Origin of the sequence: Pantoea sp. KPR_PJ (genome assembly GCF_041386365.1) — a bacterium.
Classification (GTDB): domain Bacteria; phylum Pseudomonadota; class Gammaproteobacteria; order Enterobacterales; family Enterobacteriaceae; genus Pantoea.
Window position 1 is genome coordinate 126903 of sequence record NZ_JABMIK010000008.1, and the last position, 12544, is coordinate 139446.

The window sequence follows — 12544 nt, forward strand, 5'->3', positions numbered from 1 at the left end:
AACAATGAAAAGAACACGGTTAAGTACCGGTATCCGTCGCACGCTGCTGCTGGGTGGCGTGCTGACCTTCTCTGGGCCGCTACTGGCGGCGGAAAGCGCCAATCCTGCACTACAGGCGCTGTTCGATCAGGCAGCCTACTGGCATCAGAAGGCGCATGATGATTTAGCCAAATCCGCGCTGCAAAAAGTGCTGATGGTCGAGCCGAACAACGCTCAGGCTCTCTATCTGCTGGCACTCTATTCGCAGCAGGGAGGCAATGACGCAGAGGCGACGCGCTATCGGCAACAGCTGAGTAATGCCTCGCCGCAGGATGCACGCCTGAGCGAGCTGGACAACGCACGTCAGCTGCAGACTATTCCACAGGCGCAGCTGTCGCTGGCGCGCCAGCAGGCTCGCAGCGGCAACATCGCCGCATCATTGCAGACCTGGCGTAATACCTTTAACGGCAACACACCGCCTGCCAGCGTGGCGGCCGAATACTACCTGACCATGGCGGGCGATCGCACACTGCTGCCCCAGGCAATCGAGGCGCTGCGGCAGTTTACGGCTTCACATCCGCAGGATACCCACGCGAAGCTGGCGCTGGGTAAAGTCCTGACCTATCAGGACGCAACGCGTCGTGAGGGTATCGAGCTGCTCGGTACGCTGGCGGATGGCAGTCAGGAGGCGGACCGTTCGCTGCGTCAGGCACTACTGTGGCTCAGCCCGCAGGCATCTGATGCTGCTTTTTATCAGACCTGGCAGCAGCGCCATCCGCAGGATGTTGCAGTGATGGCGTATTACCGCAAAAACGCTGGCGGTGCAGAGAAGGGCGCGGGATTCAGTGCGCTAAACAGGGGTGACGTCATTGCTGCACAAAACAGTTTCGAAAAAGTGCTGGGTGCCAATCCGCAGGATGCTGATGCGCTGGCGGGCATGGGTTACGTCGCGCAGCGCGGCGGCCACTACAGCGAGGCGGCAGACTATCTGCAACGTGCGGCACAGCTTGGCGGCGATCGGGGGGCCGAGCGGCAGCAACAGGCCAGTGACGCGCGCTTCTATGCCCAGCTGGCAGCCGCGCAGCAGGCACTGAAAAACGGTGACAGCGCCCAGGCGCTCTCGCTCAGCGAACCCCTGACGCAGGCGGAGGGAGAAAAGGGGACGGCCGCAAAGTTGTTCCGGGCTGACGTGCTGCGCCGTAACAGCCAGTTCAGCGAGGCGGAGCAGGCGTACCGCGCCATTCTGCAAAGCGATGCGGATAACCGCAGCGCGAAAGAGGGGCTGTTCTACGTGCTGCGTCAGCAAAATCGCAGCGGTGAAGCCAGCCAGCTGCTTGCCTCGCTGCCTGACAGCGTGCGTCAGAGCGTCGCGCCGCGCGGCAGCAGCAGCGATCCGGTGCGCCAGCAGGCGAAGCGTGAGCAGCAGGCGGGCAACCGCGAGGCGGCCATCGCGACGCTGCAACAGGGTATTCAGCGCTATCCTCATGACGGCTGGCTGCGGCTTGACCTGGCGCGCCTCTACCGCGCGCAGGGCGATACGCTGCAGGCTGCCAGCGTGATGGAGACTTCCATGCGCAACGGCGCGGGTGTCAGCGAGCTTTATGCCGCTGCCATCAACGCCAGCGAAAGTAACGGCTGGCAGCAGGCCAGTGCGCTGCTGGCGCGTATTCCCGCCAGTGCACAGACGCGCGATATGCGCGAGCTGGCACAGCGCGTTAATTTCAATCTGCAAATGGCGACCGCCGACCAGTATCTGTCGCAGGGCGCGAACGCGGCGGCGGCCAATACGTTGAAGGCGCTGGCACAGACGCCACCGGCCAATCCGGTAGATGCGGGCAATCTGGCGCAGAAGCTGCTTCGCGCAGGCGACGTCACCACTGCCGTGGCCATCGTGCGCGGTAACATGCAGCGTGGCGTACAGGGCAACGCGGGCGATTATGCGTCGCAGGTCGCGGTACTGAATCAGGCCGGGCTGGGCAACGAAGCGCAGCGCTTTCTCAGCGATCCCGCCTTGCAGGCGCGCAGCACGCCGACGCAGCTGGCAGGCATTCGCAACGGCTACGTGATTAACGAGGTGGATCGACTGCGCGAGCAGAAGCAGTATGCCGCCGCTTACGACAAGCTGATTGGCGCATTGCAGCACGATCCACAAAACCGTGATCTGATGTTTGCCATGGCCCGTCTTTACCAGGACGGCAAGATGAACAAAGAGGCGGGCGTGGTCTACGACTATCTGATGACCCAGGATACCGCCACGCAGGACGCACGCGTCGGCGCCATTAACGTGGCGCTGGCGCAGAACAATCTGCAACGCGTCAACGATCTCGCGCGCGGCCTGCAGGCACAGCACACTCCGGAGCGCTTGCTGCTGATGGCGCGCGTTGCCGATGCCAATGGCGATCGCGCTCAGGCGCTGAGCTATCTGCGTGGCGCACGCGGTCAGCTTATCGGTTTGCAGGGCGTGCAGGACGGCGAGACGCCGACCATCGGCGGCCTGGCGCTGACTGACAATCCGTTTATCAACCGCAATACCTCACCGGTGGGGCGCTCGCCATCTCGCTACGGCACGATCCTGCCGTGGCAGCGTGCACCGGCCGGCATCAGCAGCAGTGCTGATGGCGTCACTCTGGCGAGCGGTGACACGTTGCCGCTTCAGCAGGCGCGCACGCTGCGTCAGATAGAGAGCATGATGGAGGGGCTGGAAGAAAAAACCGGCACCTGGCTACAGGGCGAGGTGGCGATACGCGGGCGCGATGGCGAATCGGGTCTCAGCAAGCTAACGGAAGCCAAAGCGCCACTGACCTTCTCCACCGTCCCCTTTGGCGATGCGCGTTTTGACTTCACGATGACGCCGCTTTCCCTCACGGCGGGCAGCGCAGCCGGAGAGGCGTGGCGCCGCTTTGGCAGCAACGCGCTGGAACAGGCAAAGGTAGTTGCGGCGGGCGGTGCCAACGTTACCGATGTCCCGAGCGCCTCTACTGATTCGCAAACGGCCTCGGGCGTTGAGTTAAATCTGGCGCTGAAAGGGGAAAGCTACAAAATTGACCTGGGCAGTACGCCGCTGGGCCAGGATCTCAGTACGCTGGTAGGCGGTGTGCAGTGGTCGCCAAAGCTGACCGATTTCCTGACGCTTATTCTCACCGGCGAGCGTCGTGCGATGAACGACAGCCTGCTCTCTTATGTCGGCGCGCAGGATAAAGCAAGCGGCAAACGCTGGGGTGGAGTAACCAAAAACGGCGGCAATGCGCTGTTGAGCTACGACAATGGTGATGCCGGTTTCTACGTGGGGGGCGGTGCCTACAGCTACCAGGGCGAGAACGTCGCGAACAATAACAGCCTGAACGCCACGGCGGGTGCCTATGTGCGGCCCTTCCACACGGACGATCGCGAGCTGAAGGCGGGCATGAGCCTGTCGTGGATGGATTTCTCAAAAAACCTTAGCTATTTCAGCTACGGCCAGGGCGGCTACTTCAGCCCGCAAAACTATGCCTCCGTCTCTTTTCCGATTGATTTTACGCGCAAGTTTAGTGACCTGAGCGTGAAGATTGGCGGCGCGGTGGGCTACCAGTCCTACAGTCAGGACCGAAGCGCCTATTTCCCGAACGATCCTTCCCTGCAGGCACAGCTTGAGTCTTATGCGGCGAGCGGGGCGGTGAAGAGTGCTTACTATAGCGGCGACAGCAAAAATGGCATTGGCTACAACCTGCATGCCGGCGCGGACTACAAAGTGAATAAAGATGTGACCATCGGTGGCCAGCTCGGTTACGACACCTTTGGCGATTACAACGAAAGTACGGCGCGGCTCTACTTCCGCTACCTGTTTGGAGAGAACGAATGAGTGAGCTTTCGTGCACAGTCAGCCATACGCATCAGCCTGGCTGGTTCGATTTAGTCAGCGTGATGATAGAGGGTATGATCGCCAACGCGGGTAAAGAGGAGGCCGAGGCTTTTCTCATCAGCATGGGCGATTCGCTTGCCGGGCGCTATCCTTTGCCTGAAGCGCGTACCGTGCAGGATCTGGAGCGTGAATGTAACCTGCAACTGGCCCGTTTTAACTGGGGCTTTGTGCAGCTACAGCCGCAGGATGCGGCTATTTTACTGAAGCATCATGCCCTTCCGGCAGGCGACAGCATGCTGGAGAAAGAGAGCTGGCAACGGGCGCTGGCGGCTGTGCTGGCGGGTCTGTATAGCGGCTGGCTACGTGCCCAGGGCGGCGGCGCTGCCGTGGCGGTAGTGCTGGAACGTAATGACGGTCATACCCTGCATTATCGATATTAACGGAGCGACGAGATGATAAAGCCAGCCTGGCTACGATGGACGATGTTTTTTATGGTGATGATGGTAAGCGTGCAGGCGTCGGCGGACGGCTGGAGCACCTTCAAAAGCCGTTTTTTTACTCCGGAAGGGCGCATTGTCGATAATGCCAATAACAATGTCAGCCATACCGAAGGGCAGGGCTACGGCATGCTACTGGCGGTGGCAAACGACGACCGTGTGACCTTTGATCAGCTGTGGAGCTGGACGCGGCAGCATCTGCTCAACACGCAGAACGATCTTTTTTACTGGCGCTATACGCCAGGGGCGAGCGATCCGGTGGCGGACAAGAACAACGCGTCTGATGGCGACGTGCTGATCGCCTGGGCACTTCAGCGCGCCGCCAGCAAGTGGTCAGCGCCAGGCTATCAGCAGGCATCGGATCGTATTCAGCGCGCCATTGTGAAGCACAACGTGGTGACATTTGCCGATCGCACGGTGATGCTGCCTGGCGCGCAGGGATTCAACAAGAGCAGCTATGTCGTGCTCAACCCCTCCTATTTTATTTTTGAGGCCTGGCACGATTTTGCCGCGCACAGTCATCTCAAAGTCTGGAATGCTTTGATCAATGACGGCATGGATCTGCTGGGCGAGATGCATTTCGGCAAAACCGGCCTGCCGCTCGACTGGGTGGCGCTGAATGCTGACGGCTCGGTGGCACCCGCGGTGGGGTATTCAAACCGCTTTAGCTATGACGCGATTCGCGTGCCGCTTTACGTCTGGTGGTATGACCCGCAGAGCCTGCGTCTGGTGCCGTTTCAAAACGTCTGGCAGCGTTACGGTCGCCTGACAACCCCCGCCTGGTTTGATGTGCTAGGCAACAGTCCTGCGCCGTATAACCTTGATGGCGGGCTGCTGGCGATCCGCGATCTGACGCTGAATGAGACGGGCTATATCAGCGATCGGCTCGCGCCGGACCAGAATTATTTTTCTGCCAGTTTGCAGCTACTGGTGTGGCTGGCGTTTCAGGAGAAACGCTAACGGGCAGCTCTGCTGCGCAGCGGATGTTGAGCGTTTGACTGCGCAACGGGCGGCGGGCGCGAACGCCCGGCTGGCTTAACCTGTTTACAGCGCTGTGCAGCAGGTTAAGCCTGTCGGTGCGGGAATAACGCCATCTACTGCGGATAAGCGACCCAGTCGCCGCCGTTCAGGCGGATCCAGGGCTTGCCCTGATACATCATCACTACCGCATTGTCATTCTCTGACACCACTGGCGTCTGTGGTAGCTTGTCCGCCAGCACCGACATATTCACGTTTGGCGCATTGAACACCTGTCCATCCACCACGCGCGAAACCAGCTCAGAGATTGCCAGCAGGCTGGTTGGGGCATCAATGGTCAGCGGCTGCCCCTGATAGGGCGCTTTCATTCCGACAAATTTAATGCCGACCGGCACATGGGTTATGTTCGGGCTGGGAATATCGCGCAGGCCGGACATCTGCATTTTATCGCCCTGTAGGGCCGCGCCGTGCTCCGGCACGACCAGCACCATAACGCGGCGGCCTGATTTCTCAAGGTTAGTCAGGAAGGCGTCAAGCTGATCGAACAGCAGCTGAGCGCGCGGCTTCCACGGGGCGGTTTTGGTGCTGCCCAGTTCGCGCGTGCCGTCGTGCAGCGGGATCAGATTGTAGAAGGTCGCACTGCGCGCATCGCTGCTCTTGCTGCGATCGTCCAGCCAGCGCTGCATCAGCTGTGCATCGTTAAACACTGGCGAGCCGTCAAACGAGGTCAGCTCCGGGGCAATCCCCGCCTGCGACATCAGTGGAGCCTGAATATTGCCATCTTCACGCAGCTCCTTGAGATAGTCACCAAATACGCCGGTATGGTCCATCATCAGCTGCTGTTTAAAGCCAAGCTTTGCCAGGTTATCAAACAGATAGCAGTGCGCATCAGTGGGCTTATAGAGATCGCTGTGCGAGGTCTGCCCGCAGCTGGCGCGCAGCAGACGAATACCTGCCGGACCGCTGTAGCCGGTCGCCGAGTTGTAGTTGTTCAGCACAATATCAAAGTGCTGCCACAGCGGATGGCTGCGCAGCTGGGAGGCATCGACATCGGCCCAGGCAAGTGAGCAGATATTTACCACCAGAATATCGAACGGCTGTGAATCGGCGGGCAACGTGTCGGGAAAATGCGTGACTCGCTGGCGTTCGCTGGCGTAAAAGCGATTCAGCCAGGCGGTAAGGTTAGCGCTGGTGGGAGGCGCGGACTGGTCAAGCCCCTCGGGTGCGCTGGCCGCCTGCGTCTGACCAGCGGCTGGTGTCTGGTTCAGCACCACTTCCGGCGTAGCGGCTTTAGTCGGCAACAGCGACAGCGCGGGGCCCGCGATAGTCAGCACGTTAAGCCAGATGAGCATCAGCGACACCAGCACCGTAACGCGGATCCACTGCGACACAAACAGATAGAGCACCAGCAGCACAAAGGCTGCGCCAATCATCTGCCAGTTAATAAAACGCTCAACCAGATCGAGCAGGTAAGCCGTGGAGAAACCTGCCACCTGGCTGCCCTGGCTGAGAATACTCTCCGGGCCAGGCAGCCAGGTATCATGCCAGAACAGGGCAAAGCCCACCGGGACAGAGAGCCAGCTGCGCAGGCGGTGCAAACGCGGCGAGGGCAGCGGAAAAAGTAGCCAGGCGAGAAAGACCAGATTGCTCAGAGCATGAAAATTGAGATAGCCATACCACAGCAGGCCAAACTTGAGCAAAAAGTAGAAATTCCAGCCGCCCAGCCCGCGCCAGTAAGACCACAGGCGGGAAGCGTGGGCGGAAGTCGGTTGATCGTTATTCATTAATGATTTGCATCCGTTTTCGAGGATTGACGCTGCCAGTAACCTTCAGACTTCAGCGCGCGCGCGGGCAGCAGGCGATTCAACATGCCGTTCCAGCGGCGCGGCAGCCACTGACGATATAACGGCTTTAAAAACAGCAAAATAACCAGTATCAGAAGCGCAATTTGCACCCAGTCCATCAGATTCATGGCGTTTTTCCCTCAGGCAACAGGGAGAAAGGCTGGGGTGACTGACGCTCGCGCACTTCGGCCGGTGCCGCAGCGGCGGGCACTGGCTGAAGCGGTAGCGTCACATCCTGAAGAGCATTCGGCGTCAGATTTTTTATATTGTTGATTTCTGAAAGAATTTGCGTGTCCTCAAACCAGACCAGCCGGTTAGCAAAGAGTTCGTCATGCGGTAGTGAAAAGATAAATTTCAGTGCCTTATTGAGATCGTTATAGCGGCAGGAGGAGAGAAACAGGATTATGCGATCGTCCAGTACCGTAACCAGATCGCCAAAGCGACGCGGCTTACACAACGTCAAAATCTGCTGCGGTTTCAGCTGCGGCACCGGGCGCAGCGCGACCAGCAATCCTTTATCGTTTTCGGGCAGCAGCGTATTACCGATCAACTGGCCCACCGCCTGACAAAAGGCATCAAGACGCAGATAGCCTTTTTGCTGCAGGGGCTGCAACGCGGCGGTCAGCGCATCCAGGCTGGCAGGCACGTGCCGCTTAAACATCTGACCCTGAACGCCCTCCAGCATGGTAAGCAAACGCGACATCGGTGCTGCTGCCGGAACAACGGTATTTGCTCCGCAGGCCATCAGCAGGCGTTCATCGTTATGACGCAGTGCAGTGCCGGTTTCACGTACCACAATTTTTAATCCGTTGCCGCGTCCACGCCGCAGGCTGTGCGTCATTTTAGCCAGCTCGCCAATCTCATCGCTGCGAGAGAGGCTAAAAATGACCGTGGCTGAGTTTGCCTGCTGGGCACGTGCATAAACCTGTGCATTGCCCTCAAAAAGATGCCACTGCCGCGAAAGAGGAGGCGCGCCTTCCAGCACTATTTTATCGGCAAGATAATCGTGCTCATCGTTAAGGCTGAGAGGTTCATGATTTTCATTTTCATTTAAAGTATAAAAGCCGCTGTCGCCACAGCCAAAGCGAATCGCGCGATCGGCAAGTAAGCGATCCGTGGCGTACCACCAGTTAATTCGGTATTGCCAGCTGTCCTGCTGAAATGTTAAATCTGCCAGTCCATCAAGCTGGCGAAAATAACGCTGAAGATTATTTCGCAGGGTAATTATTGTGGCACCAGAGGTAACGATTAAAAGCGTCATCTCTTTTTTATTTAGCAAGCGCCGCATACGCTTCAGCCAGTCGGTTAACTCTGGCTGACTGAGTTTATCCCACTGTGTCGCGCTGCTGTTAAAAATCACCAGCCCATTTTTACTGCTGAGCGAACGGGAAAAATCGCTGTCGAGATGGAGCAGGCCTTTTTTGTTTTTGGGTAATGAAAACAGGGGGATACGGTCTGGGCCGCCCACGGGGTCGGGCGTCAGCAATTCGCGCGGGGTTTCAGCGTTGCTGATAAGCGTTACAGCCTGCTGCTGCGCAATTACCTGACGAATAAAGGCACGGGCGTCTTCCTGCCGTGCGCAGGTCAGCCAATAACAGCCAGGGGTTTGCAATGCCGTTAATTCAGGCTGAACCTGTAACAGCCCTAGCGCAAAGGAATTTTTCATGTTGAATTCGCGATTTGTTCAGTCCAGGCTAGCTTATTATAGACAGGGCAGGATGCAACCTGCGAAATTTAAAAAATACGTTATGACAGACGGGTTCACATTGTTCTATCATCGCGCCGATTGAATGGGAACGCTTTAATACCCGCACAAATATCACCGCCTTTTATCTGACGTTGTTTTATCCGTGGCGAAAAGTAATGAAAAAAGAGAATGCTTACACTCTGGTCGCGTCCGACGGGGAACGTCAGGATGATATTAGCGCCCTGCGCGATGCCTTTTCCTTACGGGCTTTCCGCTATACAGATATTGCCCGCGAAGAGCGTCTGGCCGCGATCATCGCGCGCTGGCCGCTGCTGGTGGAAACGGCGACTGAACAGCCGGGACGGACGCGCTAATGCCCGTTATTGCCCTTCAGGGCGTGCGTGGAGGTACCGGTGCAACGTCGCTTAGCGCAGCGCTGGGGTGGGCGCTGGCGAGGCTGGGCGAAAGCGTACTGCTGATTGACGGCACGCCGGCCAGCCAGCTTGGTACACATTTTAATATGCCCACCCGATCGGAAAAGGGGTGGATGCAGGCGCTGTGCGACGGCGATGCCTGGCAAGCGGCCGCACTGCGTTATCCGCATGGTCCTGATCTGCTGCCGCATGGCCAGCTTTCTCATCAGCAACACTTCACTGTGCTGCGGCAAAGTGCCGCGCTCGCCGCCCCTCTGCTTGATGCCCTGCCGGATCTAACGGGCCGCTATCAGTGGATAATCTTTGACCTTCCGGCAGAGTTGCAGCCCTGGCATGACGCGCTGATGGCGCACATTGATAACCTGCTGTGCGTGCTGACGCCAGATGCAAACTGCCATCTGCGCCTGCAACAGCAGCGTTTTTTGCCCTGCACACGCTTCCTTATTAACCAGTTTAATGCCAACAGCCAGCTGCAACAGGATCTCCATCAGCTCTGGATTGCCTCGCTGAACAATCTTATTCCGCTGCTTATCCACCGTGATGAAGCGCTGGCGGAAGCGCTGATGATGAAGCAGCCGGTAGGGGAGTATCGACCGCACGCGCTGGTCAGCGAAGAGATCACCACGCTGGCGAACTGGCTGATGCTGCACCTGAACGGAGATCGCCCGTGAACCCGCTGCGCTGGCTGTTGACTACCACGGTGTGGCAGGCGCTGCATCAGCGCTATGTGACGGCGCACGGCAACGGCGCGTCCCGCTTCGCCAGCGGCCTGAATCTGATCTGGTGTACGCTGGGCTGGATGCTGCTGCGTTTTGAAATGCCGGGCTGGCAGCGCATCATTCAGGATCGTCGCCGACTCTATCCGCATATTTCGCCGGAGCGTCCGCGGCCACTCGATATTGTGCGTTATCTGATTCAGACTTTGTGGCTGGTCGTGATGCTGCCGCTGGATGAGAGCGGCCGCAGCGAGCGCCAGCGCTTCAGAGGATTTCAGGCCCTGTTTCGCTGGCGTCAGCAAGGCTACCAGTGGCTCGATAACCTTGCCTCGCGCGTCCAGGCGGGTCATGTCGATGTACGCGTAGAACAGCGGCTACAGCGGCTATCACCGCTGGCGCGCCGCCTGATCTTTACCGGCGTCGCGCTCTTCGCCTCTGTGCTGGCGCTGCTCTGTATTAGCCAGCCGTTTGGACTGATGACGCAGTTTATCTTTGTGGTGCTGCTCTGGAGCCTGGCGATGCTGGTCAGACGTATTCCGGGCCGCTTTCCAACCATGATGCTGATTGTTCTGTCGCTCACCGTATCGTGCCGCTATTTGTGGTGGCGCTACACCTCAACGCTGAACTGGGACGATCCGCTCAGCCTGGTGTTTGGTCTGCTGCTTATCGCGGCTGAAACCTACGCCTGGGTGGTGCTGGTACTGGGCTATTTCCAGACGCTGTGGCCGCTAAACCGCCAGCCTGTCTCCATGCCCGAAGGACTGGATTTAGCACAGTGGCCAAGTGTTGATCTGCTGGTGCCTACCTACAATGAGCCGCTTAGCGTGGTGAAGCCGACCATTTATGCGGCGATGGGCATCGACTGGCCAAAAGACCGACTGAATATCTATCTGCTGGATGACGGCAGTCGTGAAGAGTTTCGCGAGTTTGCCGCCAGCGTCGGCGTTAACTATGTGGTGCGCCCGACGCACGAGCACGCAAAGGCGGGCAACATCAACCATGCGCTGAAAACGCGCTGCCGCAGCGATTTCGTCGCCATCTTTGACTGCGACCACGTGCCGACGCGTGCCTTTTTGCAGATGACCATTGGCTGGTTTATCAAAGATCCCAAACTGGCGATGCTGCAAACGCCGCACCATTTCTTCTCGCCCGATCCCTTTGAGCGCAACCTGGGTCGCTTCCGCCGCACCCCCAACGAAGGTTCGCTCTTCTATGGCCTGGTGCAGGATGGCAATGACACCTGGGATGCCACCTTCTTTTGCGGCTCCTGCGCCGTGCTGCGCCGCAGTGCGCTCGATGAAATTGGCGGGATTGCGGTAGAAACCGTTACTGAAGATGCCCACACCTCACTGCGCCTGCACCGGCGCGGCTACGCCTCGGCCTACATTCGTATCCCGCAGGCGGCGGGGCTGGCAACCGAAAGCCTGTCGGCGCATATCGGCCAGCGTATCCGCTGGGCGCGCGGCATGGTACAGATCTTTCGTCTCGACAACCCCCTGTTTGGCAAAGGGCTGAAGTGGGTGCAGCGCCTCTGCTACGCCAACGCCATGCTGCACTTTCTTTCAGGCATTCCACGCCTGATCTTCCTGCTGGCGCCGCTGGCGTTTCTGCTCTGCCACGCCTACATCATCTATGCGCCCGCGCTGGCCATCGCTATCTACGTACTGCCGCATATGCTGCATACCAGCCTGACTAACTCCCGTATTCAGGGACGCTGGCGGCACTCCTTCTGGAGCGAGGTGTATGAGACCGTACTGGCCTGGTATATCGCCCGGCCAACCACGGTCGCGCTGTTTAACCCGCACAAGGGGAAATTCAACGTCACCGCAAAAGGCGGGCTGGTTGAGGAGCATCACCTCGACTGGGTTATCACCAGGCCCTATATGTTCCTGGTGCTGCTTAACCTGGCAGGTGTCGGAATGGCGTTCTGGCGTATGCATCATGGTCCGGCCAACGAAGTGCTGACGGTGTGGGTCAGCCTGATTTGGGTGATATACAACATGATTATCCTGGGTGGTGCGGTAGCCGTCTCCGTTGAGGCGCGGCAGATCCGCGAGGCGCATCGCGTAGAGATCGCTATGCCTGCCGCCATCGCACGTGAGAATGGCCATATGTTGCCCTGCACGCTGCGCGACTACTCTGACGGCGGCGTCGGCGTAGAGATGCGCGAACCGGATGCGCTGAATGAAGATGAAAAAGTCTGGCTGCTGTTACGTCGTGGTCAGCAGGAGTTCAGTTTTCCGTGCCGCGTGCAGCGCGTATTTGGCCTGCGCGCCGGGATCCGTCTGCATCAGCTGACCACTCAGCAGCATATCGAATTTATCCAGTGTACTTTTGCCCGCGCCGATACCTGGGCGCTGTGGCAGGACGGTTTCCCGGAAGATAAGCCAGTGCAGAGCCTCGCCGATATTATGATCCTTGGTTTCAAAGGTTACCTGCGCCTGGCGGAGTATGGTCCGCCGCAGTTACGTCGGCTGTTTAACCTGCTCACCACGGCGGTGAGCTGGCTGGCCTCGCTGTTGCCACAGGGCATCGGACGGACGCCAGCTTCAAAAAACGCATTGAGTTGAT

The 12544-nt window shown here is 58.7% G+C and carries 9 protein-coding genes; 6 read left to right on the top strand and 3 right to left on the bottom strand.

Annotated features, from left to right (window positions below):
* Positions 1-4 precede the first annotated feature (4 nt).
* The 3 genes from HP564_RS16445 to HP564_RS16455 are packed head-to-tail and all read left to right on the top strand — an operon-like array spanning position 5 to position 5274.
* A complete protein-coding gene (locus HP564_RS16445) occupies positions 5-3817 on the top strand; it encodes a cellulose synthase subunit BcsC-related outer membrane protein (RefSeq protein ID WP_371244831.1) in 3813 nt (1270 codons plus the stop codon).
* Positions 3814-4257 (top strand): cellulose biosynthesis protein BcsD, encoded by a 444-nt coding sequence (gene bcsD / locus HP564_RS16450; RefSeq protein ID WP_371244832.1) that lies wholly within the window; start codon positions 3814-3816, stop codon positions 4255-4257. The genes HP564_RS16445 and bcsD overlap by 4 nt, the downstream gene beginning before the upstream one ends.
* Before the next feature lie 12 nt (positions 4258-4269).
* Positions 4270-5274: a glycosyl hydrolase family 8 gene (locus HP564_RS16455; RefSeq protein WP_371244834.1), complete on the top strand. Its 1005-nt coding sequence runs from the start codon at positions 4270-4272 to the stop codon at positions 5272-5274.
* A gap of 134 nt (positions 5275-5408) precedes the next feature.
* On the opposite strand, the gene bcsG is transcribed toward HP564_RS16455, so the two are convergent.
* Genes bcsG through bcsE form a run of 3 tightly spaced genes read right to left on the bottom strand, consistent with a single transcriptional unit; the run spans position 5409 to position 8802 of the window.
* Positions 5409-7076: a cellulose biosynthesis protein BcsG gene (gene bcsG / locus HP564_RS16460; protein ID WP_371244836.1), complete on the bottom strand. Its 1668-nt coding sequence runs from the start codon at positions 7074-7076 to the stop codon at positions 5409-5411.
* Positions 7076-7264: a cellulose biosynthesis protein BcsF gene (bcsF, locus tag HP564_RS16465; RefSeq protein ID WP_371244838.1), complete on the bottom strand. Its 189-nt coding sequence runs from the start codon at positions 7262-7264 to the stop codon at positions 7076-7078. The genes bcsG and bcsF overlap by 1 nt, the downstream gene beginning before the upstream one ends.
* Positions 7261-8802, bottom strand: coding sequence for a cellulose biosynthesis protein BcsE (gene bcsE, locus HP564_RS16470; RefSeq protein WP_371244840.1), 1542 nt, complete (start codon positions 8800-8802; stop codon positions 7261-7263). The genes bcsF and bcsE overlap by 4 nt, the downstream gene beginning before the upstream one ends.
* A gap of 197 nt (positions 8803-8999) precedes the next feature.
* Between bcsE and bcsR the strand changes: the two genes are divergently transcribed.
* From bcsR to bcsA, 3 genes are read left to right on the top strand one after another with little or no spacing between them, the layout of a single operon-like run.
* Positions 9000-9197, top strand: a complete 198-nt coding sequence (bcsR, locus tag HP564_RS16475) for a cellulose biosynthesis protein BcsR (protein ID WP_371244842.1) — start codon at positions 9000-9002, stop codon at positions 9195-9197.
* Positions 9197-9928, top strand: a complete 732-nt coding sequence (gene bcsQ, locus HP564_RS16480; protein WP_371244844.1) for a cellulose biosynthesis protein BcsQ — start codon at positions 9197-9199, stop codon at positions 9926-9928. Before bcsR ends, bcsQ begins: the two co-directional genes overlap by 1 nt.
* Positions 9925-12543 carry a UDP-forming cellulose synthase catalytic subunit gene (gene bcsA / locus HP564_RS16485; protein ID WP_371244846.1) on the top strand — a complete coding sequence of 873 codons (2619 nt, stop codon included), beginning with the start codon at positions 9925-9927 and terminating at the stop codon, positions 12541-12543. The genes bcsQ and bcsA overlap by 4 nt, the downstream gene beginning before the upstream one ends.
* Position 12544 lies beyond the last annotated feature (1 nt).